Here is a 24,778-nt window from a genome sequence, read left to right on the forward strand (position 1 = left end):
AAAATGCTAGCCCAAGTAAAAGATGATTTTAACATCATTTTAGAGCTTGATGAGCTATCTCAAGACGCAATCTACATCCGCTTTAAAACAAACGAACAGATACAGATTAAGTGCGTGTTTGACCTAGCTAAATTTAATCAAGATGATGATGAGCGGCGCACTTTAGTTGATACCGCAGTCGCATATGTAAAGCTAGATTTTAATCCTGAAATTTATGACACAATAATTTGCGATACAAATGAGTATAGGGTTATGCAGTACGCAAAAAGAGGCGCATATTTTAGGCTAAGCCTAGAGCTAAATAGGCGATTTAGCGGCGTACATAGCACAGGTAGGTTTAGATAATGGCTAGCTCCGTTTTTATCACAATTTTAAAAGACCCAGCACTTAAAAAGCTTGATGAGTTAATACAAAAATCCCCAAACTGGGCTAACGAGGCTTTAGGTAAGGTTGGGGCAGCTGTGCGTAAAAACATAGCCACAAAAACACGCTCATACGGCGAGCTAAATACTGGAGTTGGCAACAAAAATGGTCGTGTGCTGCTGTCTAGTCAAGACGACGGAGATAAAAAAATAGCCTTTTCAAGACTAAGCCATAAAAACAATAAATCACAACCCGATATGGGAGAGCTCGCTAGATTTAGGGTATATGACGCAAATCATAAGCTTTTAGTTGGTTTTTTTGATACAAAATCATTTACTCCCACTCTATACAGAAATGGCGAAATTGTCGGCAAAGGCTCGAGAATAAAAGGTATAGCTGGGCTTAAAAAGATAGCTCAAGATTTAGAAGCTGGAGGAAAACAAAAGCTTAGTCAAATGCAAATTAGGCTCTTTAGACGCAGTGGCTGGGGTAGAGCTGCCAAAAAAGGCTACATTACAAGAAGCGCAAGGACTGTCATATCCCCAGTTTTTAATCAAAGTAGTAGCGATATGAAAAGAATTTTTAAAGACACTATTACAAGGGCGTTTAATGGGTAAAGATTTAACACTTAGCCACGAAGCAAGCCAAAGCGCAAGCTTTTATGAGGGTGGACGATTTACACTTGCAAATAGAGATTTTATAAATGCCGCCAGTCCATTTGAAGATGTGGCTTTTTCTGAGCGTGATACTTTGCGAGCTAGGGCTAGATGGTTACACGAAAATAATCCAATAATCTCAAACATAGACCGCACAATAGTCGCCAATGTAATAGGCGGTGGGCTTAAATTTCAATTTAAACTAGGAAGCGAAACCACAGACGATAGTGTAGAAAGATTAAACTCAGAAATAGAGCTAGCTTGGGAAGTGGCAAAAGATGAGCTAGATATTACAGGCTCGGTGCATTTTGATGAGCTATGTAAAATTGCTCTAAAAAATCGCTTTATGGATGGCGAGTGCCTATTTTATCTACCCATTGTTGATGTTGGTTTTGGTGGGAAAGAGCTAAAAATACAGCCCATAGAAGTAGATAGATTTGCACTTGGATACGTTGAAATGACAAACGGCGGCTTTTATGATGGCATAGAGATTGATAAATTTGGCAAAAATGTAGCCTATCACATAAGCGACGGAGCATTTGAAAAAATAAAAATAGCAGGCAAAAATAATAAAAAGATAAGCTCAAGCGTCAAAATACCAGCTAGGGACGCAATTTATTATTTTAAAAAAGATAATAGATTTAGCCAAATTAGGGGTGTAAGCGAATATAAACAGACTATTATTGACCTTAAAAACTTTGCTGCTTTTATGCGCTCAACTATCGAGGGTGCTAGAAGCAGGGCTAATATCGCTTATGTACTTAAAAGACAAAACCCAGAGATGCTAAGAAATTTATCCGAAAAGCCAATTGAAGTAATCAATGGCATATTCGTCCAAAACCTGCGCCCAACGGATACCCTTGAAGTGCTTGACCCTAAAATTGCTGATGATAATTTTGGTGTATTTGTAGAAGCGGTTTTAAGACTAATAGCGTCTGGCAGGGGTGTTAGCTATGAGCTAGCTAGCAGGGATTTTTCTAGAGTTAATTACTCAGGTGGCAGGATGAGCCTACTACAAGATTATAAGCTTTTTGATGATGATTTATTGCATTTTTCAAGAAATTTTTACCGCCCTATTTTTATGCGTTGGCTTGAATTTGAAGCATTAAAAGGAAGCTTTAAATATCTAAGCTATCAAAAATTCTTAGAGCTAAAAAATCAGATAAAAGCGTCTGCTATTTTACTCTACCCGCCACGAAGGGAGTGGGTAGACCCATTAAAAGAGAGCAAGGCGATTGCCACAGAACTAGAATACAACACGACAACTCTTTCAGAAATTTACGCAAGGCGTGGGCTTGACTGGAGAGAGGGACTAAAGCAAATAGCAATTGAAAAAGATTTTGCAGAGAGCCTTGGACTAAGCAGATTTAATAACGCCAAATTAATAGTCAATACTAATGATAAGGAGGACGATAATGAATAATGAATTAGGCGATGAACTGTTAGCTCCACTTGCTATTAGCAAAGAGAGTTTGCTTTCATTTTTGAGTATAAATTTTAATTCAAATCTAAGCGCAAGACCGCAAAGCAGATACCAAAGCACAAAAGAGCAGATAATACTACCAGTAAGCGGAATGATGTTTCGGTATGAAAATGCTTTTACAAAGCTTGGATACGGCATTAGCACACAGACTTTAAAAGAGAATATCAAACAAGCCATTGATAGCGGCGCAGAAGTGTTACTTGTGATTGATAGTGGCGGCGGAGTGGTAAATGGAATTACCGACCTTTGTGATTATGTGGCACAGAATAAAGATAAAGTGAGTGCATTTGTAAAAGGCTACGCCGCCTCTGCTGCTTTTTGGCTTGCTAGCTCTTGTGGGAAAATATACGCTGAACGCTCATCAAGACTTGGAAGCATCGGTGTAGCTAGCGCTATTTTTGACGCCAAGGGTTTTTTTAAAAACCTAGGTATAAACGCCAAAGAGATAGCAAATACACTAAGCCCAAATAAAAGACCAGACCTAGCTACTGACGAGGGCGAGGCAATTTTAAGAGTTGAACTTGACGCAGCGGCTGATATTTTTATTAGTGCAGTTAGCAAGAATTTAAAAATAAGCAAGGAGGACGTGGTAAGCAAATTTAATCAAGGTGGCACAATTACAGGAGAGCAGGCGTATAAGTATGGGTTTATTAATGCCCTTGGAAGTTTAGATGATTTTATTAAAGGAGTAAATATGGATAAACAAGCGATGCAAACGGCTGAAGCCGTATTGCCTTTAAAAGCAGAAAAAAGCGTAGCAGACATCACCCAAAATAGTCAAAAAGCAAGCATAGAGCTTGATAAGTTTAAAGCCCTAAGCGAGTATAGAACCCTCTTAAGCGATGACGAGCACGAAGCATTTGCCAAAGATGAGACAGTAAGCGCACAGGCAATAAAAGATTTTATCTTACAAAAACAGGCAAAAGCTAAAGCACCAGTTGCGTTTAGTCAGGTTATAGTTGGGGATGACCTAGGCAAAGAAGCAAAAAAACAAGATGTAATAGACGCAGTGGCTTTAATGGTAGGCAATGACGCACCAAATGCTAGCAATCAAGCGTATCGTCTAGCAAATAGCGGTAGTCTAAAAGCTATGCTAGCGCATAATAGTGGGCTTGGATATTTAAACAGTGATAGCGATTTTATGTCTGCTATGACTACGTCTGATTTTCCAGTGCTTTTAAAAAGTTCACTATCTCGTGTACTTGAGGACGGCTTTAGTAAGGCGGAGACAACATACCGCTCGCTAGTTAAAGAGGTAGCGCATCCAGATTTTAGGGAGTATACTAGCGTACAAATGCAAGATGTACCAGCTAATGTATGGGATAATCCGCTAGTTGAGGGTGGCGAGACAAGAAGCTTTAGTCTAAGTGAGAGTACAAGGGGCTCTAGGGTTGAAAGCTATGGAGCTAAGTTTAACATAACTCGTCAAATGCTAGTAAATGATGATTTGGGAGCGTTTGTAGGTATGGTACAAAAGTTTGCAAAAAGTGCGGATAAATTTATAAATAAGTGCGTATATGATTTTATCCAACAAAGGGGCAAATATGCTAATTTTACCCTAAAAGACGGACACGCTTTATTTGATAAAACAAATCATAAAAACGTAATAGATGGGGCAAAGTCCGCACTAAGCAAAGAGGCTCTTTCAAGTGCTAGAATAGCAATGAGCAGGCAAAAAGATGAGTGGGGAGAGGATATTAGCATACACCCAAAACTTCTAATAGTCCCACCTGAGCTTGTTGATGTGGCAACAGAGCTTATGGTAAGTTCAGCTACGCTTGAAGCCAACAAAAACTCAGGCGTTAAAAATATCTATCAAGGCGCGTATTCAATCATAACCGACCCAGCACTAAGCGAGCCTGAAGCTTGGTATTTGTTTGCTAAAGAGCAAATTTGTCTTGGCTATTTAAGACAAAATGGTGGAGCTAAGCCTATTATTGAGCTAAAAGATAAATCTTTAGTCGATGGGCTTGTGTATGAGGGCGTACTTGATTTTGTTGTGTATGCAGCAAATTATCAAGGTGTTTTAAAATCCAAAGGCAAAGCTTAAAAGGGAGATAATATGCTAAGAAAATCAGAAACTATTCAAATGGCGCACGATAGTGCTGTAAAGAAAAACGATATTGTGCTAAAAGACGGAGATTTTGCAATGGTTGCGCTTAATGACGCAGAAGCAAACGAGCTTATTGCATATGGGGTTGAGGGTAGCTTTGAGTTTAAAAAAGATAGCGGAGCTAGCCTTAAAGTTGGTGATAAAGCATATTATAAGGTAGCTGAGAAAAGTATCACAAACACAGCAAGTGGGAATAAATTTATCGGCAGAGTGGTACAGGTTGGAGCGTCCACCGTAGAGGTAAAGATAAACACAAAGTAGGTAAAAATGGTATCAAACACAGAGCTTGCAGAGTTTATGCTAAAGGTAATTTTAGCTAATAAAGAGATAGATGAGTATTGCAAAGAGCATTTTAATACATCTTTGCTGCTTTTAGTTGGGGTAGATGTAAATAACGCCCCACAAGATGATGAAATGCCTATTTTAATCTTAGAGCCAGTTGTAAAAAACTTAGGAGCTCAAAGCGATTTTGAGTATGAGTTTTTGCTAAAGCTAGCCCTAAAAGGGGGCAAAGAGCCAAAACTAGGCAATGATGGAGTACTACGATATGAGGGAATTTATCAAATAGAAGCACTTGGTAATCTTATTGCAGCCACCATAGAAAAAGCTATAAATTGTCAAACAAACATAGATACAAGCGAAGTGAGTTTTTACCACGATGAAATAGCCTATTTCCCACTTTATTCTGGCACGATAATTATTAATTTTTCACTACCAAAAGTAATTGGGGATAGACAGCTAAGGCTAAGTTACACACAAGGAGAACAGTAATGGCTACACCAAAAATTAAACAGGTTTTACTGGATTTTGAGGATAAGGGTAAATTTGGGATAAACCCAGCTACCCCAAAGCCCTATCAGATTTCAGTAAATGAAAATGGCATAGTTGCTAATATGCAAACTAAGACAGATAACGTCATAGGTGGCGATATTGACAGTGGCGGTGAACTTTACAAGACATATGATGAAGTTGGCGGAAGCATTAAAATGCCACTTTATTACGAGCAGCTTGGAGTTATTTTAAAAGCAGCTCTAGGCGAGCCGCACACAGAGGACTTAACAAGCTCCAAGCCTGGGTTTTTTAAGCATACTTTTAAATCAACCGAATGTATACCAAGCGTGGTGGTACAGGATTTATTAAGTGTACAGTGTAATAAAAGTGGCACAGATAAAGATTTGATTAAAAAATTTAATGGGCTTAGGGTAAATACATTAAGCATAAGCGCAAGTCCAGATAGTGATTATGATGTTGAGATAAATTTCATCGGCGCAACTGGTGAGGATAACTTAAGTAATCAATCAATGCAAAAGCTTGATGATAGCTCAAAAGTCGTGCTAGATAGTACAAGAATGAAAAACGACCACGTAAAGCTTTATGTTGGCGATGATGGCAACTTCTACAAGCTAGCCAAAGAGTTTAATCTGAGTCTTGATAGGGGCACAGAAGCCATTAGGGTACTCTCAGCTGGCGCAATGGTAGAGGATAGCAAGTTTGACCTAACAGGGCAACTTAGCTCAATCTTTGATGGCGAGTTTTATAAAAAGGCTAAAAATCAAGAACAAATAAAAGTGCGCCTAGTCTTTAGTGATGGCAGCAATGAAGCTGAGTTTATTATCGCTCAAGCCCAGTTTGCAGTCGATGATAGTGCTAGAAGCTATGGTGGCAAGTATCCGCTTGATATGAAATTTAATGGCGTAAAAAGTGGCTCAACGGACGCAAAATTAAAAGTCGTTTTAACAAATAAAGTGGCAAGTTATTAATTAGGAGGAAAATATGAATAAGAAAATAGAGCAAAACCAACAAGATTTAGGGCAAATTTCAACCGAACTCATAATGGAGTTTAATAAAGAAAGAGCGGAGTTTGTAAAAAATGTATTTGAATATGAGCTTCCGCAAGAGCTTTCCGATGTGGCATATCCACTTAAATTTAAAGAGATAAAGGCGTTTGAGGGCAAATTTAATCTTCGCAACATAGACAGCGAGCCTGAAAAGATAGTCGATTTTATAGAAAAACTACTTATTGGACGTGGAATAAAAGCGGAAGCATTTGATGAGATGAACTTTGCCGAAATGCAAATATTAGCTCATAAGGTTTTGCTTGGCACTTTTGACGCTAAGGCGATAGCAGCAAAAAAGTAGTTGAGTTTTTAAAATGGCAGTATGATGAGAGCTTGCAAAAAGATATTGAGGTGTTTTTAGGTCTTAACCTAGAAATCCCTAGTGAGCTTTTACCTCCATACCTGCCAAAGTATCTAAAAGACGTTTTGGACTTTTACCAAAGCGTCAAAACTCAATGGAGAGTTGTTTCAGGTTTTAGCGGAATGGCTTTAGTCGGACTTGACTATGGGGCTGTATTTAACACCGCTAAAATATTTAAATTTGACCTTGATGAGTTTAATTTTTTAGTCTTGCAAGAAATTGAACGCTTTATCATCAATTGGCACAATGAAAAAATGAGTACCAAAGAATAAAGCTAGCGTAATAAGTTATTTTAGCTTGCTTAAGTCTATGCACTTTTTGATGGCTGGCTTTATTCTTTTGCTGTGGTTAATTTTTAATGCAATTTCTCAATAAATTTTTACCAAAAAAAGCTTATTTTCATTTAATTCCCCATAAAAAATCTCTAAAATCTTTTAAAAATATCTTATTTTAGGGGGTTAAAGTGTCAAATGCTAGTGTAATTATCAAAATGCAAGCTAACGACGAACTAACCCCTGCTCTTAAAAAAGCTCAAGAGCAGTTAGAAAAATTTGATAAAGTTGCTCAGCGTAACTACGAGCGCATACGCCAACTTAAAAGCGCAAAAGGGCTAATCCTTGATGGCAAGTTTGATACTGGAGTAGAAAGCATAACTGACCTACAGTCTCAGTTGGCTTTAGCAAGGCAAAAAAGCAATGAGCTAAAAAAACAAAATGCTAGCGTCAAAGAACAAAATAGTGCCCTAAGAGAGCAAAAACAAATTCAAAAGCAAATTCAAGCCGAACTAAGCAATACAATAGGGCTTTATGAAAAACGCTACCGTAGAGCACTTAGATACAAGCAAGACGCAGCCAAATCTGTTTCGCTTGAGATAGAAAATATCAAAAAAAATACTAAAGCTACAGATGAAAATAGCAAAAGCCAAAACAGAGCAAATGTTATTTTGCAAAAAGCTACCGCCATAAGAAATTCAAATATCAACTCTTTAATTCGCCATATAAGGCAGGTTGAAACTTTAGTAGTTTCTATCTACGGACTTAAAAAAGCTTACGATGCCACGCTAGGAAGCGGGATTGAGCTTCATAGACAGATAGAAAATCAAACAGCTGGTATTGCTGCGTTAATTACTGCTAATACAAGAATGGCTAATGGTAATACAGACCTAAGCAGACATTTTAACGCCTCTATGAAGCTATCAGAACAAACTATCAAGCAGATTAAAAAAGCTGCTATTGAAACAGCTGCAACTTTTCCTGAACTTACTGCAATATTTCAACAAGCAATAGGTGGTGCACTTGGTGCTGGTGCTAGTATGGGTAAGGATATAAGCGAGCAGATTAAAAATACCATAGACATAGCCCAAAAGATGTCAAATTTTGCCAGTGCTATCGGTATGCCTATGGTGCAAGTCAATGAGGAGATACGCTCAATACTTGAGGGGACTATTGACATAAACTCTCGTATAGCTAAAATGCTTCATATTACAAATGATGAGATACGAAAGGCAAAAGAGAGTGCTGGCGGACTTTATGAATATCTTAATAAAAAACTTGCTGCTGTTGATGCACTAAAGAGTATTGAAACATTTGATAGAGCTCTTGCTAGGTTAAAAGACAGAATGGATAACATAAGGCTTGAAGCCACAAGCGGAGCATTTGAAAATTTTAAAAAAGAGATACTAGCCCTTTATCAATGGCTAGGGGATAATGAAGCAGAAGTTACGTCTGGACTTAAAAAAGTAGCAGATTTTATAAGCACAGATTTATTGGGCGCAATTAAAGCTGTAATTGAATATTTAAGACAGTGGGGTGCAGCAATAGCCTACGCTGTTGGTGGCTTTATGGCACTTAATGGTGTTATTGCTTTAGTTACAAGGCTAAGTGCAGCAATAGCAGCACTTAGGGCTGGTATCATAGGCGCTGGTGCTGCTATGGCTACTTTACGTGCTGGTTGGGCTGGTCTTATTGCTCTAGCTGCTGGCGGGGCGGCATATTCGATTTATAATTATTTTTCTGATAGTGCTAAAGCCACTAGAGATTTTTCTGATGCACTTAATATAAGCACGGAAAATTTTAAAAAACTCAATGCCGAAGCTAGAGAGAATATTGTACTAAATTTAAAAAAGGGACTTACACAAAAGCAAACCGAATTAGAGCAAATTCAAAAAGAGATAGCTAATGCACAGAACTTTAGCGTAAATACTACTGGCTACGGTCTTGGTGGTAATTTTGGCGAATATGTAAACGGCAACAAAGTTAAAGAGTTGCAAGCTCAGGCAAAGATATTGGAGCAAGAAATTTTTAAGGCTAGCGCAGCCATAGCAGAAAATTCAAATATCAATGAGAACTTAAAGTCTCAAGAGAAGCAAGCAAAGAAAACAAGCGTCGCTACTCAGGAGTACTTAAGGGCGATTACAAGCTTATCAGCATCCGTGCAAAACGCCATATCAAACAACTCCACCCCTATTATTTCTGATAAGTTAGAAGCCAAAATAAAGACTAAAAAAGATGAAATAAAGCTCTTAAGTCAAACTCTTGATAATCTGCGCAGTAACGCTGGAGACGCCGAAGTCATAAAAAATATTGAAAGCGCAATTAAAAATGCAAAATCAAATTTAAATCAGCTATCACAAGAAAAACTAGAGCGAGATAAACGAGAAGCTGAAACAATAGAGAATAAACAAAAGCAAAAAGAAGCACGTGAAAAAAGAGAGGCTGAAAGAGCTAAAGAAAAAGCACAAAAAGAGCTAGAAACAAAAATTAAAACCCTAGAGGACATAGGTAGGACTGAGGAAGCGTGGCAGCTAAAACTAGCCGAGCTTAAAGAGACGCTTGGCAATAATAATTTTTTGAGTGAGATTGAACGATTTAAAATTTTAACTGTTGCTAGAGATAAATTCTACGAGCAAGCCAAAAAGAAAAAAGCCGAATTTGAAAAAGACTTCATCAAATCGCAAAACTCCTACACCAAAGCCCTCTCTTACACCCTAAAACAATACCAAAAAGACCTACCAAATGCAGCAGAAAAAGGCTTTGAGCTAGCTAGTAAGGGCATATCTAGTCTTGAGAGTAATCTTGAGCGATTTTTTGATTTTGGAAGTGATGGCTTTTTAAAACTAGGCGAGCTTGGTAAAAGCGTATTTCGTGATATTGCAAACACCCTAATCAGGCAAAACCTAACCCAGCCACTAACTGGAGCAATTGGAAATTTCTTAGGCGGAATATTTGGCGGAGAAAATGAAAGCCTAGCTAATACAGCAATGGCTTTGGGGCTAAAGGCGGCTCAGGGTGGTGGCTTTAGCGGTAAAATAGGCGATAGTGAAGTTGAAATTAGCGCGGCTGGAGATGTTTTAAAAGGGGCTGACGCACTAAAGGGTGCAAATACCAGCATATTTGGCAAGGCAATGGACGGACTAAGTGCCATAAACGCAGCAAAAACCGCATACTCTGCTTATCAAGGCGGATTAGCAGCAGCTGGCAGTGCGGTTGCTGCACCGTTTCACAGTGCTGGGGAGTTTTTAATTGCAAATGGTTTTGCCAACACTGGGGCATTTAGTATTGGTATGGGTGCAGGTGCTGGGTCATTTATAACAGGGCAAAGTGGATTAGCTGGAAGTATTTTAGCCGAAGGTGGAGTGGGTTCTGGCGTACTTGCCTCGGGTGTAATCGCAGGAAGCGCTATGGCTGGTGCTGGAGTTGGTGGAGCTATTGGTGCAATTGGTGATTTGGCATTTGGGGCGCAAACTAAGGCAAGTACAGGTGGAATGATAGGTGGGGCAATTGGTGGTAGCATTGCTGCACTTTCTAGCATTCCATATGTAGGCTGGGCGTTAGCTGCAATTGGTGCATTAGTAGGTGGGGCAATCGGAAGCTGGAAAATAAGCCAGCAAGGAATAGCTGTACGCGGCGAGGAGGATTTAGTTTATGATAATGGCAAAATTAGCGGTGCAGCACTTTATAACTGGACGGAGCAGAAAAAGAAAAGCTGGTATGGTACAAGCACAAAAAGCGATTATAACAGAATAGATGATTATAAGGTAAGTGCAGTAAATAAAGCCCTAAAATCCACAAGCTTATTAATTGATAGCTTTGCAAAGAGTGATAGTATTAGAATTTTAAGAGCAAACTATGGTGGCAATGGCTTAATAAATGAAGGTCTTACAATGGGAGCGCTTGAGGCAATCACAGGCGAAGCTGTACCACGCTGGGGAGTGGGACATTATCATTATGAGGTCTTTAAAAAAGAGGCAGAAATTCATAAAAAAGAGCTTTTTGAAACCTTTGCAGAGTATGCCACGACTGTTAAAAAAAGCCTGCACGAACTTAAAGCTCTGGCTCAAAATAACCCAGCTAAAGTTGCCTTAAACGAGCTAGCTGAAGCTAATAAGCTATTTAAATCAGTTGCGCCTGAGTTTTTTAAGGATGCAACTGAGGCTTTTAGCGTTGATTTATTTGATTTTAAAAAGCGGTATTTAGAAGCTATTCAAAATAACTTTACCCCAGATACGATAAATGCTTGGGAGGAGGCTAAAAATGCGCTTGAGGCTGCAAAAAAGGCGCAGCTTGATTATACAAAAGCCCTAATTGAGTTTAAAAGCCAAGTTGCAAGCCTGGCTAGCAATTTTTATTCAAACAGTGGGCTAAATACAGGCACATTTAACCTAATGAGTAGCGCAAGCAAGGTAAATGAGCTTTCAAAGCTTGTAAATTTTAGCTTAAGCGGTGGCGAGAGACGATTTTTAAATGAAAATGGTGGGATTAGTAGCATTAATGCTTGGAATAAATTTATCTCACGCTTTAATTATGATGAGCTTCAAGACTGGTTAGGTGAAGGAGAGAGCGAGCTTAAAAAAGAGCTAATGGGCGCAATTAATGAGTATAATGCAAGTATTAAAAACGGTGCGCTTAGTACTCCAGCCCTTGATAGTCTAAAGCAGGTAAGCCAGCAAATAGCAAACGCAAAGCTAGCCCAAAGCGCACAGAAATTTAAAGATAATCTAAGCGCATCACTTGATATACTAAACAGACAATACAGCGTGCTAAATAGGCTAAAAGATATGGCTCGTACATTAAGAGGGCAAGCAGATAATGCGGTGCTTGCACTTGGCTATAATGAGGCTTTAATCGCAGCTAAAGCGGCTTATAAAAACGCAGAAACAGATAGTAGGGCATATGCTGATTTGCAAGCTGCAGCTAGCGCAAGAGAAGCCCAGCTAAAGATAAGCTCAGCCACATATGAGGAGTACAAGCTAGGTGTATTTAAAATAGCTAACGAGATTGAGGATATTGGCGGTGGGGCTGATATTATGGCTATTAAGCTAAGCATTAATCGTCTTGAAATGCAGCTTGCTAATGCAAATAAAGACGCAAACCAAAACATGGATAGCCTAATAGCCCTGCAAAAAAGCCTAATAGCCCAGGCAAATACTGAAGCAGATGAGATTAAAAGGCTTCTTGGAGAGAAAAACCCATTAGTTGGCTATTTAAAGGCTATGATAAGTGCGCTTGAAAATCAAACTTCCGCAATTTTAAAAGGCAGTAAAACCGAGATAACGCTACCTAACATTACAATCCCTGACCTACCAGCTTATGTATCAAAGCCAGCTACAACTACAACCGCAAACGGTGCTGTATTAAAAGATGAAACAGATAGGACTATAAATAAAATCTACCTTGAGCTTTTTGGTAGAAGCGTAGAACAAGATGGGCTTAATCACTGGAGGCGAGATATGCTAGCTGGTGGCTGGGACGCAAAGACTGCAGCTGGGCATATTAAATACGCAGGCGATTTAAATTTACAAAAAGCTGGTATGAGCCTTGATGAGTGGAATAAGACGTACGGCTTTAAGCCATTTGCAGACGGTGGTATCGTAACTCGACCAACTAGGGCTTTAATAGGCGAGGCTGGATATGCTGAGGCTGTAATACCTCTAAAAAATGGAGCTGGATTAAAGATTGATGCAGGTGGAGCGTTTAGCGCGATGCTAGCTGAGCTTAGGGCGCTTAATTTAAAAACCCAAAAGCTTGATAGAAGCTTTGAGGATAGCGCAAAATACCTACAAACCCTAAATGCCATGATTAAAAACGTTACAAATCTTGATGGCAGTGCGCTATTAATGGAAAGGGCAGCGATATGAAGCTAATTAGAAATTTAATAAACCCAACAATAAAACCCTTCGCTAAGATTTTTGGGAAGTATCAAATAAATTACGCTACAGCTTTTGCTCGTGGTGCAGATGCGGATAACGCAACGCCATATTCTAGCGGAATGCAAGTAAGAAAAGATGATAGGATAGTATATAAGGGCAGGCTTTATCAAGCCACAAGAGACATAAGCTCGCTCACAACCGAGCCAAACTCTGAAGCAAATGCCACTGCGTTAATTGATATGGGAGCAAGCAACGCTAATAAATTTCAAGATGAGCTAATCAACTCTCAAACTATTAGCTCAAAAAGCACTAATGCGCTTATAATCGATGTTGATACTGATAAAAATTTTATAGATAGAGTAAACCTGCTAAACATAATTGGCGAAAGCGTAAGCATTTTCCAAAACGAAATAAAAATAAAAGAGATACCGCTAAGAGCTAGGAGAGCCAAAAGTTGGCTTGATTTTTTTACAATAAATACCTTTTTAAGCTATAAAAAAGACATCAGTATAAGCTTGCCACCTATTAAAGGTAGGTTTTTAATATCTATATATCCAAACTCAAACGGCGCAGCACTGGGACATTTAAGCATAGGAAAGGGTATTGATATAGGGCATTGCCTTTATGAGCCACGAATTAGCGTGCTTGATTACTCACGCAAGAAAAAGGATGACTGGGGCAATATCACACTAGCCAAAGGCAAAACCGCCACACTGCTTGATATAAAGGCTGTAGTTTACACTGAGCTAGTCGATGAAGTAAAAGAGACACTAAGAGATGCTTGCGGGGAGCTTGTAACGCTTGTAGCAGATGAAAGAGATGAGGGCATAAAAAGCCTAAGCTTGCACGGCTTTATAAAGGAGTTTAATATCACTGTATCAAACTCTCAAACAAGCGAATTAAACTTAAGTTTTGAAGGAGTAATTTAATGTCAATTACAAGACTACCAACCCCACCAAGTCTAAGTGATTTACCTCACTTTGAGGAGAGGGCAAACGCATTTATAGCAGCTTTGCCTACCTTTGCAACTGAAGCAAACTCATTAGCAAGTCAAGTAGAACGCGCTAAGATAGAAGCAAAAAATAGCGAAACCACAGTAAGCACAAAAGCAAATCAGATACTTGGATTAAGCAATACCTTAAACGAACGCTTAAGAGAGATAAAGGAGATAATTAGCACCTTAGAGCAAGACGGCAGGCTTGATAGATTAAGCACCTTAAAAACAGAGCTTGAGACTTTATTAAGCAGGGGAGGAGAGGCATTAAACAAAGCCCCTATTTTAGAAACTTCTAAGGTTCTTGAAGCGATAAATTTAGCAAATGTGCTAGTAGATACAAACTCACCTACTATAGACCTATCCCTTGGTAGAAACTTTAAAGTTACTCTAAGCTCAATCTCACAGCTTAGCTTTAGCAGTGTAAGACCTGGCGCAAACGGCATATTAATAATAAATGCTGGCAATAAAATTAGCGGGTATGCTAGCAATATCAAACTCGCGCCAAATAATCAAACATTCTCATATCTTGTGGGCGAAACATTGCTTTTATATTACGTTATAAGTCAAGATGAAATCATTTTAAAGGTGGGCTGATGTCTTTTCACGTTTTTTGCTTAGAAGATAAAAACAAACGCCACGGTATCCGAAGCTTTTTAAATGATATAAAATTATACTGGCAAAATCAAGAAGCTGACGCTGAGGATATTAAGTGGTTTTTTCTAGCAGATGAATATAGCTGGGGGAGTATGGATTTTAATGCTTTTAGGGAAAAGGTAAGCGTAAATAATGCAAAAGCCATTATAACAAGGCGGTGGATATTTGACGCAGGACGCACAGGTATCTGGAGAGGCTTTAACACAACAACTGGTGCTTTTAATACTATAAAAAATCTATCAAAATTACTAAGACAAAACACGACAAACCCAAACACGCTAGTCTTTAACAATAATATTTTTATAAACCTAGATAAAGCAGAAGGCGGAAGCGATGTACCAAATGGATTTAATAGCAAAGATGCAAGATATTGGCGGATTTGCTTGGTTGCTGATAACGGCAATGTGATTTTTAGCGTAGATATTGATAATGCCGTGCAAGATTGGGAAGTTAGGCTGGATTTTACAAACTACATAAACGAAAATGCTGAGGAAGGAGTGAAATATGCAGATGTTTTTTATGCTAGGGGGTTACCTTTTAAAAAGATAAGAGATTTTAAGTATATTGGGATAGTTTGGTTTAAATATTACTTTGAATTTAGAGAACTAAGCAGGGCTAATATTGTGATTTTTCCGCTTGATAAATTAATAATGGAGTAAAAAATGTTTTATAACACGCATACAGATACTATAGTCTATGATGAACTTATACAAACACAAGATGGCTTAAAATATGTCAAATTTCTAAGCCACGATGAGCTTTTAAGGCTTGGTTTTAAAAAGGTCATCAAAGAAAAAAGACCTGAAAACATAGGCAAATACGAACAAATAAAGGAGATAAGAACGCAAACAGATGAATATTATAATATATCCTATAGGGTTATTCCAATAGATATAAAAGAAGCAAAAAAGCTAAAGCGTGAGGAGCTAAAGCTAGAACGCGACGCGGCAATCTCAGAGCCACTAAATAACGTCCAAGTTGCAAGTGGAGATGATTTACGCAATATTGAGGGTGCCATACTAGCCTTTAATAGGCTTGCAAGCGAGGGGAAATTAGCGTGGATAATGGCTGATAATTCAGTATCAAAGCTAAATAAAGAGGAGCTAGAGGCTATAAGAGATGGCTACATAGACAGAAAGCAAAAGATGTTTAACGCCTTTGCACTTGCTTGTGCTAAGCTTGAGATGGCAAGCTTGCCGAGTGAGATAAGTGAGATAAAGCTAGATAAAGGAGAGTTAGATGTTTAAAACCGACCTAGATATTAGACGAATAATAGGGGTAAATAACTGCTGGCAGACATTATCGCCTTTGGTGTTTGAATACTACCAAGACAAAAAGAAAAAGGTATATACAAGCCCTAGCGTACCAAATTTAAAAGCCTGCATAATCACAGTTAAAAAAGGCTTTATCTTTGACTTTGCTAGCGTACCAAAAGCCCTAACAAATTTATTCCCTAAAAGTGGAGCACGCTATGATAGGGCTAGCTGCTTGCATGATTGGCTGTATGCTACAAAGATGACTAGCCGTGCCGAGGCTGATGAGATTTTTCTAAAAGCTATGATAAGCGATAAGGTAGGAAAGATTAGGGCTTATTCGATGTATTATGCAGTAAGGGCATTTGGCTTTATTGCTTGGGGAGATAAAAAAAGGGAGACCTTTACCCCAGAAAGGGGTGAGCTATGAAGCAGGTGGCAAAAAGCTTAAAAAGTCTTATCTCCATAGAGATTTTTACGGCTTTTACTCTTAAGCTTATCGATAAAATAAAGTGTGCAGATAATAAGCACTGCGCCCAAAAACTGAGGAATAGTCATTCTCGTCCCCTTAAAACACTTAATAAATATTCGCATTCACTCCAGCTATGGTGCAAGGAGCGAGCCAAAAACATAAGCCCGAGCGCACAAAAAGATAGCTTGCCCCAGCCTAGCTTTTCAAAATTTGCAAAAGTCCAGCCAATAACCCCAAAGCAAGAGATTATTTCAGCACCGAGCCATACTCTAAGAATACTTAGGCGTTCTTTTATAAATTCATTACTTAACTTATCATTTCTAATAATCATTCCAAAATCATATCAAAACTATGTTTTTAATCATCTTAAAGGAGTTAAAATTGTTTAAATGTCTATTTTTAGCCATTTTGGCTATTGTTTTTACAGGCTGCGTTGGAGCAATTTCTAAGCATAATTATAAGCTTGATGATATCCAAAAAGCGGAGCGAATTTATCGTGGTATCGGAGTGGTATATGGTAGCACAAAGGCTGTGATTAAACAAAGTAGAAAGGATAAAAATGCCGCTAAATGAGATAATTGACAAGCTGCTTACCTTTTTATGGGTCTTTTCTATTTCGGCATTTGCTGGCATTACTAGAAGGGTAAGACGCCTGCAGGGTGCAAGTGGCAATGATGAGCTTAAAAAAGAGGGAAGCTGGATTTTATTTGCAGCTGATATTGTAATAAGTGGCTTTATCGGAATGCTTACTTATTATATTTGCGTATATGCAAATGTACCAGATAGCCTAATGGCTGTATACATAGGGGTATCAGCTCATATGGGGACAAAAGCACTTAGCCTTTATGAGGCACTATTTAGCAAGGGTATGAAAGGCTAGGCTATGGATTTAATAGAAGTAGCAATAAGCGCATTTTTAATAGCACTTGGGGGATATTATATGAGTGTTTTTATTAGGATTAGGGGTGGGGAGAGAAAGGTTTAACATGAAACTAACAATAACTAGATTTAAAGAGATTGACGACGGTACGATAGGCAAATTTAAACTACTTGATGATAAGGGCAACGTATGGCTAGAGGGTTATACGCTTGAACCAGCTGGAGATGATACTACCAAAGCAGGTAAGGATAGGCGAATACCAGCAGGAGAGTACAGTATAGACTGGCACAATAGCCCAAAGTTTAAGCGCAGATTGCCACGTCTTAGCAGTGCATTGGTGCCAAAATCAAGGCAAATCCTAATCCACGCAGGCAACTATCCAAAGGACACGACTGGCTGCGTGCTAGTAGGAGAGAGCTACAACAATGCTGGGGTATTTAACTCAAAGGCTATGCTAAATCGCCTGCTTGCTTTAATGCATAAACAAGATGGGGTGGTTGTGGTGGAGAATAGCTTTACATAGAGATAAAAACTGTGCCATTTTTGTGCCAAATTGTGTCAAATTTGTGCCAAAATTGGCAAATTGTAAATAATTTATTGTAATGTCTAAATGCTTTACAAAGTGCCATTTTATGGGATAGAGACACTGTTTTTATAGGTTTTTTAATTTCTTATATTAAAAGAAAAAATTTATAATAAATTAGTATAATACAAAAATTTCAAATAAAGTAGGGCGATTGAAAAATTTTAAGGCGATTAAGGACGAATTAGTTATTTTCTTGCGAAATTACCTGCAAGAAAGTGGTGCAAAGGGCTTTGTGCTGGGGCTTTCTGGTGGGCTTGACTCTGCTGTGGTGGCACATCTTTGTGCGATTGCTGCGCCTGAGCGCTTAAATGTCTTGCTTTTGCCTAGCAAAAACTCAAGTCAGCAGCATTTAAATGATGCGTTAAGCGTATGCAAGGCATTAAATTTAACGCCAAATATAGTAAAAATAGACCCAGTTTTAGAGGGGTTTAAAAGCGCCATAGATGGCGAGATAAGCCATTTAAGGCTTGCAAATTTAACCGCTAGAACTCGTATGTGCCTACTTTATGACGCTTCAGCGAGCCTTAGTTCATTAGTTGTTGGCACAAGTAATAAAAGCGAGATCATGCTAGGATATGGCACTATTTATGGGGATTTAGCCTGCGCTTTAAATCCTATAGGCGATCTTTTTAAAACCGAGATAAGAGAGCTTGCAAGAGAGCTTGGGGTAAGCGATGATATAATCCAAAAAGCCCCATCGGCTGACCTCTGGGCTGGGCAGAGTGATGAGGGTGAGCTAGGATATAGCTATGATGAGCTAGACCATGTGCTAGCTCGCATAGAAGCAGGGGCTAGCGAATCTGAGCTAATAGCTAAGTTTGGCAGAGATTTGGCGATTAGCGTCTTAGCTAGGTTTAATGCGAATAAATTTAAAAGCAAAATGCCGCCAGTGGCAAGAATAGGGGGTTAGCAATGGAAGAGATAAGTTTTTTTAAGCCTACTATAACAAGTAGAGAGAGCGAGCTTATAAACGAGGCGCTAAATAGCCAAGGTACAGATATGATAGATAGGCTTGAGGAAAGCTTAAAATCGTACTTTGACGCACGCCATATAATCGTTACTTATAACGCAGCTGCGGCGCACCATCTAGCGCTTTGTGCGATGGATATAAAGCGCGGAGATAAGATAGTTTGTTCTGTAAATGCTTTTCCCAGCGTCGCTCAAGCCATACGTCATTTTGACGCAGAGCCTATATTTGTAGACATTGATGAGGATGATTTTAATATAGACCCAAATGCCCTAAGAGCAACACTTAATAAACATAATCATAAAAAGCTAAAAGGCGTCTTTGTCTCTCACATAGGCGGGCAGCCAGCAAAGATGAGAGAAATTTATGAGATAGCTGGAGAATACGGCATAAAGGTGCTTGATGATGGAAATAAGTCTATAGGCATGACCTATGACGGTAAGAAAATAGGCAACACTGGCTCGTTTATATCTTGCTTTCAGATTAGCTCGCAGCTAAAAAATCCAGTCGCCACGGCTGGCTTTATGATTACAAACGATGATGAAATAGCTGCTCGCGCTCAGCTTTTGCGCAACTATGCTCTTTTAAGCGGCGTCGATAAATACGGCAATCTAGGCTATATCTATGATGTTGTTGATATTGGTGTAAAATACGACATCACTACGCTAAATGCAGCATATGCCTTAGCACAGTTTGAGAAAAATGATGAATTTATCGCTCGCCGTGCGGCTATTGCGGAGTATTATAATAAGGCTCTTGATGGTTGTCCGCACGTAAGAACCCCAGTAAAAAAGCGCGATCACGTCTATACTCAGTATATCATTAAGATAGACAAAAACCGCGATGGCTTTGCTAGGGAGTTGTTAGAGGCTGGAATTCATACAAGCCTTCATTACATACCCATACATATGCTAAAGTATTATAAAGATAAATATAGCCTTAAGGTAAATGACTTTCCAAATGCGCTAAAGGCTTATCAGCAGGTGCTATCTTTGCCTATTTATAATGCGCTTAAAGATAGTGAAGTATCATATATCTGCGAGAAAATCGAGCAAATAGCAAAATCAAGAGTCTAGTACTTGCGTGCTTTAAAGCTTTTGCATTCTAAGCTATTTTTACTAGGTGAGAGATATATCTATTCGCCTAGTATTTTGTGGAAATTGCTAGCTATTTTGCTTTTGCCGCTTTCTATATTATGGGCTTTAGGGGTAATAATAAAAAAATCTCTAAATAAGAAACAAACACCTCCACCACTACCAACCATTAGCATAGGAAACCTCACTCTAGGAGGCAGTGGCAAAACTCCACTTTGTGTTGCTATTAGCTCTAATATTAGCGGTGCTTGCATAATCTTAAGAGGTTATAAAAGAAAAAGCAAAGGGCTGGTCGTAGTGGCTTATAATGGCAAAATATTAGCCGATATTAACTCCAGTGCAGATGAGGCCATGCTCTATGCAAGGCTTGTTAAAAATGCTACTGTAATAGTAAGCGAGGATAGGCTACAAGCCATACAAAAAGCAAAAGAACTCGGCGCAAGATACGCTTTGCTTGATGATGGGTTTGGTAAATTTAATATAAAAAAGCTAGATATTTTAATAAATCCACTCTATTCTCCAGCCTTGCCTTTTTGTCTGCCTAGCGGTGGGTATAGGTATCCGCCTAGCTTTATAAAATATGCTGATTATGTGGTGCAAAGTGGGCGTGAGTTTAAGTCTATAAGTTATATAAAAAATTCAAGCAAAAGCATGGTTTTAGTTAGCGCTATTGCAAATCCAGCTAGACTGAGTGAGTTTTTTGGCCGCACTGTGGGGCAGGTATTTTTCCCTGATCATTATGATTTTAGCAAGGCTGAGCTTGAGGAGATTTTGGCTAAATTTAACGCCACAAGCCTGCTTGTAACGCAAAAAGACTACGTAAAGATAACCCATTTTGGACTTTGTGTGTCGCTTATTGAGCAGCATACTATTTTATGTAGCGATTTTGTGGCTTTGTTAGAAAATTTTATAAGCCAAGAGGCGTTATAAATTTATTATTAAATCATTTATGATATAATAAAGTCTATGGAAAAGTTAATAATCACAACCGAATCTAAAAAAACTTTGGCTAAAAAGCTTGCCAAAAAGCTCGTAAAAAAGGGGCTAGCAGCCTGTGTCATGGTGTCAAAAAATGAGTTTAGCGCCTATATTTATGAGGGTAAATTTTATAAAGAGCGTGAGTGGGTGTTAAGTATAAAAACTGCGCAAAAATTTAAAAAAGTAAAGCACTTTATAAAGAAAAATCATAGCTATGAGCTACCTGAAATAATAGGTCTAAAAATAGCTAAAATAGACAAAAAATATAAAAAATGGCTAAAAGGACAGAGATAATGAGACTAATAAGCACAAGAACAGACGGCAAGTTAAAGCCTAAAAAATCAGAGCTTAGCGAGGCGATATTAAATCCATCTGCGGAGTTTGGTGGGCTTTATGCGCCTAAGAAACTGCCAAAGCTTGAGTATGAGTTTTTCCAAAAGGGCGGATATATGAGCTATGCGAAGTTTGCTATAAAGCTCATAAAGGAGTTTAAATTTGACGTTTCAAAGGAGCTTTTTAAGACTGCGCTTAAGCGATATGAGAGCTTTGATGATGCAAACGAGCCAGTGCCTCTTGTAAAAATTGCAAAAAATTTATACGTAAATGAGCTTTACCACGGCCCTACAAGAGCGTTTAAGGATATGGCGCTTCAGCCATTTGGTGCGCTTTTAGCCGAGCTTGCTAAGGAGCGTGGCGAGAGGTATTTAGTCGCTTGCGCTACAAGCGGAGACACTGGGCCAGCTACACTTGAGACATTTGCAAATGCAAGCAATGTAAACGTGGTCTGCCTCTATCCAGACGGCGGTACTTCTGCGGTACAGCGGCTTCAAATGGCGACAGCTTCGGCTTTGAATTTAAAAGTCATCGCTATAAACGGCAACTTTGACGATGCACAAAGGGTGTTAAAAGAGCTTTTAGCTAGTGATGAGTTTAAAAGCGAGCTTGAGCGTAATGGGCTAAAGCTAAGTGCGGCAAACTCAGTAAATTTTGGGAGAATTTTATTTCAGATAATCTACCATGCCTACGCATATGCTAGGCTTATTCACAGTGGCGAGCTTAGTAGGGACGAGAGCTTTGATGTGATAGTGCCAAGCGGTAATTTTGGTAATGCTTTAGGAGCTTATTATGCTAAAAAAATGGGCGCAAAAATAGGCGTTATAAAAATAGTCTCAAACGAAAATAATATCCTAACAGAGTTTTTTACTACAGGGCGCTATGATCTGCGTGGCAAATCTCTAATAAAGACCATAAGCCCAGCTATGGATATTTTAATAAGTTCAAACGTCGAGCGGCTGCTTTTTGATAAATTTGGCGCAATTCGCACAAAAGAGCTTATGGATAAGCTAAAATCTGATAAATTTTACGAGCTAACAAAGGCAGAACTTGCAGCACTTAATGAGGATTTTGAGGCGGATTTTTGCACTGATAGCGAGTGTAAAAAACAGATTGCAAAATGGGCTAAAAAGGGAGTATTGCTAGACCCACACACTGCCACTTGCCTAAAAATGCGAGACAAAGAGCGCCTTAGCGTCATTACTTCGACGGCTGATTGGGTGAAGTTTACCCCTAGTATGGTGTCTGCGATTAAGCCTGATGCACCAGAGTGCGCTAAGCCAGAGGAGGAGCTGTCTGCTATGCTGTCTTTGGGTGCAGAATATAAAGCAAAAGTGCCAGTTCAAATTTCCAAACTCTTTAAACAAGAGGTGCTTCATAGTGAGATTTTAGACCCAGATAAGGTAGCTAGTGCGGTTTTAGGCTGGCTTAAATGATAGTCATACCAGCGCGTCTGGCCTCTAGCAGACTAAAGGATAAGATACTCTTGCCAGTTGGAGGTGTGCCGCTTTTTGTCGCTACGGCTAGGCAAGTTAGTGGGGTCGATGAGGTACTTGTAGCGGTTGATGAGCCTATGGTGCTTGAGATAGCCAAAAGCTATGGGTTGCGCGCTGTGCTAACCTCAAAGCAGCACCAAAGTGGCACTGATAGGATATATGAGGCTGTGAGTGCTTTGGGGCTAGGAGATGATGAGATTATCATAAACGTCCAGGCCGATGAGCCATTTATAGAGCCTGATAATGTGCTTAAATTTTATCAGTTTTGCCGAGATGGTGGGGCTTTTATGTACTCTTGTTTTAAGCTTGTTGGGCTTAGCGAGGCACAAAATCCAAATCTAGTAAAAGTCGTTACAGATGATGCTAGTCGTGCGCTTTATTTCTCACGCTCGATTATCCCATATCCTAGGGCTGAGTGCGCTAGTTTTAAGGCTCATTTGGGGATTTACGGATATAGCGTGGCTAGCCTTAGGGAGTTTTGCGCTCTTAGTGCGTCGATGCTTGAGATGACCGAAAAGCTAGAGCAGCTTCGCGCCCTACAAGCTGGCAAGGACATAAAGATGCTTGAGATTAAAAGCAGCAGTATCGGCATAGATACGAGTGAGGATTATGAGAGGGCTTTAGCTCTTGTTTAAGGGCGCCTTGAAAATCCCTTAGAGATTTAGTTTTAAATTTTTAATATTTTGGTGCAATGATGGTAGCCTCACTAGCAAAGCCTTAAAACCAATAGCTTAATTTAATAGCACGCCTTATCATAAATAGATAAATATTTAGGCTCTATTTTAACAAAGTATGGTTCCTTAGGGACACTAAAACAAGCACAGCACCGCTAATTCGTACCAGTGGCTTTTGGTATTTTTACAAGGTCGGCACGATTTTTAGCACTTCGTAAAACTCAGCGCAAAAATCTGAGGATCGGTGGCAAGTCCGTAGGACTTAAGACGACGACTGCTTTTTTGCGGCTCGTATCGCTTTGCGATATACTCGCCAACATCCAGTTTTGCAACGCTAGCCTAGAAACTTCGCTTCGCTCGTTTTCTAAAGAAGCTTTGCTTTCGCTTTATGCACGCACAGCAAGCAGTTGCTGTGCTAAGCCACTCATATACGTGGCGATAGCTTGCCAAAAACCAAATTAAGCTTTAAAAAAAGCAATACTTTTTAAAACAGAGCCAATTTTTAAAGGAGTGCTTTAAATGTAAGTTTTAAACTCTAATGTAATAAATTTAAAAACAGTCCATTTTTAAATTTACTTTTATAAAATAATCCCAAAAATATCTTTTAAACTTTATTATAAGCCTGTTGAAAAAAGATTATCTTTTAAATTTAATTCAAAGCATTTTAATATAATTATATCCTTTTAAAAAATAGTATTATTTTTTAACTACAAATTTAAACTATAATATAACCCCAACACCATTAATTTAAATTATATGCATGATATGTGACTTATCTTTTAAATTTATAAAGCGATGATATTGTTTAAAAAAGAAAGAAAAAGGTAGATGGCAAATTAAAAGACAGGCTTATTTATCAGATAGTATAAATTTTTTCTTATATTGCATGCAATGAATTTATAGGCTAGATGGCTGATTAAAGTCTTAAGCCTTCATATCAAGATAAGCCTGTATGGGGGTCAAAGCTCAGCCAGTGCCATTTCAAGTCCATGCGAGCTTTTGTTTGCCTCAAGTTGCTGCTGTTTTTGTAGTATTGCATTTTGTTTTAGGCTTGCTCTTAGCTCTTTTTCATAATCCCTTACCAAATCATCAATCGTCGCTTTTAATTCGAGCCTTTCTTCAGCGCTTTTGCTTTCGTCATTTAGCCCCATGCTCTCCTCGAGCTCGGCGCGTTTTTTGGCTAGTTTTTCGCCTATTATGTCCTCGCTCATTTTTGCCACAAAGCCAAATGCTCCGTATTTTTTAAGCGCAGCTTTAAAATCCTCAACACTCATCTGATTTAAGCTAGCGTCCGCATTTGGCTCGCTTTGGCTGTTTAGCAGGCTTTTGAATTCATCACTATTTGCCGATAGTTTTCTTGTGTATTTTGCCGCTTCGCTTAAAACTGAGCCTAATGTTTTGGAGTCTATTTTCATGATTTCTCCTTTTTAGA

26 protein-coding genes are annotated in these 24,778 nt (G+C 38.8%); 24 read left to right on the top strand and 2 right to left on the bottom strand.

All coding sequences use genetic code 11. The annotated features are described in order from the left end of the window. Positions 1–3 precede the first annotated feature (3 nt). From LBC_RS03780 to LBC_RS03850, 15 genes are all read left to right on the top strand, one after another. Positions 4–345: a hypothetical protein gene (locus tag LBC_RS03780; RefSeq protein ID WP_221254774.1), complete on the top strand. Its 342-nt coding sequence runs from the start codon at positions 4–6 to the stop codon at positions 343–345. Next, positions 345–980: a hypothetical protein gene (locus LBC_RS03785; protein WP_221254775.1), complete on the top strand. Its 636-nt coding sequence runs from the start codon at positions 345–347 to the stop codon at positions 978–980. The genes LBC_RS03780 and LBC_RS03785 overlap by 1 nt, the downstream gene beginning before the upstream one ends. Further along, the gene (locus LBC_RS03790) at positions 973–2,442 is read left to right on the top strand and encodes a phage portal protein (RefSeq protein ID WP_221254776.1); all 1,470 of its coding nucleotides are present in this window, start codon (positions 973–975) and stop codon (positions 2,440–2,442) included. Before LBC_RS03785 ends, LBC_RS03790 begins: the two co-directional genes overlap by 8 nt. Further along, the gene (locus tag LBC_RS03795; RefSeq protein WP_221254777.1) at positions 2,435–4,552 is read left to right on the top strand and encodes a S49 family peptidase; all 2,118 of its coding nucleotides are present in this window, start codon (positions 2,435–2,437) and stop codon (positions 4,550–4,552) included. Before LBC_RS03790 ends, LBC_RS03795 begins: the two co-directional genes overlap by 8 nt. Before the next feature lie 12 nt (positions 4,553–4,564). After that, positions 4,565–4,876 (top strand): DUF2190 family protein, encoded by a 312-nt coding sequence (locus LBC_RS03800; RefSeq protein WP_221254778.1) that lies wholly within the window; start codon positions 4,565–4,567, stop codon positions 4,874–4,876. Between the two features lie 6 nt (positions 4,877–4,882). After that, positions 4,883–5,386: a hypothetical protein gene (locus tag LBC_RS03805; RefSeq protein WP_221254779.1), complete on the top strand. Its 504-nt coding sequence runs from the start codon at positions 4,883–4,885 to the stop codon at positions 5,384–5,386. Further along, entirely contained in the window at positions 5,386–6,375 is a 990-nt protein-coding gene (locus LBC_RS03810; RefSeq protein WP_221254780.1) for a phage tail tube protein, read from the top strand. Before LBC_RS03805 ends, LBC_RS03810 begins: the two co-directional genes overlap by 1 nt. A 13-nt stretch (positions 6,376–6,388) precedes the next feature. After that, entirely contained in the window at positions 6,389–6,754 is a 366-nt protein-coding gene (locus LBC_RS03815) for a hypothetical protein (protein ID WP_221254781.1), read from the top strand. 50 nt (positions 6,755–6,804) lie between these two features. Next, positions 6,805–7,086 (top strand): DUF1799 domain-containing protein, encoded by a 282-nt coding sequence (locus LBC_RS03820; RefSeq protein WP_221254782.1) that lies wholly within the window; start codon positions 6,805–6,807, stop codon positions 7,084–7,086. A 191-nt stretch (positions 7,087–7,277) separates the two neighbouring features. Next, a complete protein-coding gene (locus LBC_RS03825) occupies positions 7,278–12,950 on the top strand; it encodes a phage tail tape measure C-terminal domain-containing protein (RefSeq protein WP_221254783.1) in 5,673 nt (1,890 codons plus the stop codon). Beyond that, positions 12,947–13,891, top strand: a complete 945-nt coding sequence (locus LBC_RS03830; protein WP_221254784.1) for a hypothetical protein — start codon at positions 12,947–12,949, stop codon at positions 13,889–13,891. The genes LBC_RS03825 and LBC_RS03830 overlap by 4 nt, the downstream gene beginning before the upstream one ends. Beyond that, a complete protein-coding gene (locus LBC_RS03835; protein WP_221254785.1) occupies positions 13,891–14,553 on the top strand; it encodes a hypothetical protein in 663 nt (220 codons plus the stop codon). The genes LBC_RS03830 and LBC_RS03835 overlap by 1 nt, the downstream gene beginning before the upstream one ends. Beyond that, positions 14,553–15,272 carry a hypothetical protein gene (locus tag LBC_RS03840; protein ID WP_221254786.1) on the top strand — a complete coding sequence of 240 codons (720 nt, stop codon included), beginning with the start codon at positions 14,553–14,555 and terminating at the stop codon, positions 15,270–15,272. The genes LBC_RS03835 and LBC_RS03840 overlap by 1 nt, the downstream gene beginning before the upstream one ends. Before the next feature lie 3 nt (positions 15,273–15,275). Then, positions 15,276–15,860, top strand: a complete 585-nt coding sequence (locus tag LBC_RS03845; protein WP_221254787.1) for a DUF4376 domain-containing protein — start codon at positions 15,276–15,278, stop codon at positions 15,858–15,860. Then, positions 15,853–16,296 (top strand): DUF1353 domain-containing protein, encoded by a 444-nt coding sequence (locus tag LBC_RS03850; RefSeq protein ID WP_221254788.1) that lies wholly within the window; start codon positions 15,853–15,855, stop codon positions 16,294–16,296. Before LBC_RS03845 ends, LBC_RS03850 begins: the two co-directional genes overlap by 8 nt. Positions 16,297–16,420: 124 nt before the next feature. Here the strand turns inward: LBC_RS03850 and LBC_RS03855 are convergent, their stop codons facing one another. Then, entirely contained in the window at positions 16,421–16,669 is a 249-nt protein-coding gene (locus LBC_RS03855) for a hypothetical protein (RefSeq protein WP_221254789.1), read from the bottom strand. 50 nt (positions 16,670–16,719) lie between these two features. Between LBC_RS03855 and LBC_RS03860 the strand changes: the two genes are divergently transcribed. The 9 genes from LBC_RS03860 (at position 16,720) to kdsB (ending at position 23,307) form a co-directional block, all read left to right on the top strand. Continuing rightward, entirely contained in the window at positions 16,720–16,911 is a 192-nt protein-coding gene (locus LBC_RS03860; protein ID WP_221254790.1) for a hypothetical protein, read from the top strand. Then, positions 16,898–17,218 (top strand): phage holin family protein, encoded by a 321-nt coding sequence (locus tag LBC_RS03865; protein ID WP_221254791.1) that lies wholly within the window; start codon positions 16,898–16,900, stop codon positions 17,216–17,218. Before LBC_RS03860 ends, LBC_RS03865 begins: the two co-directional genes overlap by 14 nt. Positions 17,219–17,324: 106 nt before the next feature. Then, positions 17,325–17,741: a DUF5675 family protein gene (locus tag LBC_RS03870; RefSeq protein WP_221254792.1), complete on the top strand. Its 417-nt coding sequence runs from the start codon at positions 17,325–17,327 to the stop codon at positions 17,739–17,741. A gap of 214 nt (positions 17,742–17,955) precedes the next feature. Beyond that, entirely contained in the window at positions 17,956–18,714 is a 759-nt protein-coding gene (locus tag LBC_RS03875; RefSeq protein ID WP_221254793.1) for an NAD+ synthase, read from the top strand. A 2-nt stretch (positions 18,715–18,716) separates the two neighbouring features. After that, positions 18,717–19,847 carry a DegT/DnrJ/EryC1/StrS aminotransferase family protein gene (locus LBC_RS03880; RefSeq protein WP_221254794.1) on the top strand — a complete coding sequence of 377 codons (1,131 nt, stop codon included), beginning with the start codon at positions 18,717–18,719 and terminating at the stop codon, positions 19,845–19,847. 3 nt (positions 19,848–19,850) lie between these two features. Further along, positions 19,851–20,795, top strand: a complete 945-nt coding sequence (locus LBC_RS03885; protein WP_260173440.1) for a tetraacyldisaccharide 4'-kinase — start codon at positions 19,851–19,853, stop codon at positions 20,793–20,795. 36 nt (positions 20,796–20,831) lie between these two features. Next, complete coding sequence (cutA, locus tag LBC_RS03890) at positions 20,832–21,137, top strand: divalent cation tolerance protein CutA (protein WP_221254795.1); 306 nt, start codon at positions 20,832–20,834, stop codon at positions 21,135–21,137. Continuing rightward, complete coding sequence (thrC, locus tag LBC_RS03895) at positions 21,137–22,612, top strand: threonine synthase (protein ID WP_221254796.1); 1,476 nt, start codon at positions 21,137–21,139, stop codon at positions 22,610–22,612. Before cutA ends, thrC begins: the two co-directional genes overlap by 1 nt. Further along, entirely contained in the window at positions 22,609–23,307 is a 699-nt protein-coding gene (gene kdsB, locus LBC_RS03900; protein WP_221254797.1) for a 3-deoxy-manno-octulosonate cytidylyltransferase, read from the top strand. The genes thrC and kdsB overlap by 4 nt, the downstream gene beginning before the upstream one ends. 998 nt (positions 23,308–24,305) lie before the next feature. On the opposite strand, the gene LBC_RS03905 is transcribed toward kdsB, so the two are convergent. Continuing rightward, a complete protein-coding gene (locus LBC_RS03905) occupies positions 24,306–24,761 on the bottom strand; it encodes a response regulator (RefSeq protein WP_221254798.1) in 456 nt (151 codons plus the stop codon). Positions 24,762–24,778 lie beyond the last annotated feature (17 nt).

The organism is Campylobacter sp. 19-13652, assembly GCF_019702925.1.
GTDB lineage: Bacteria > Campylobacterota > Campylobacteria > Campylobacterales > Campylobacteraceae > Campylobacter_A.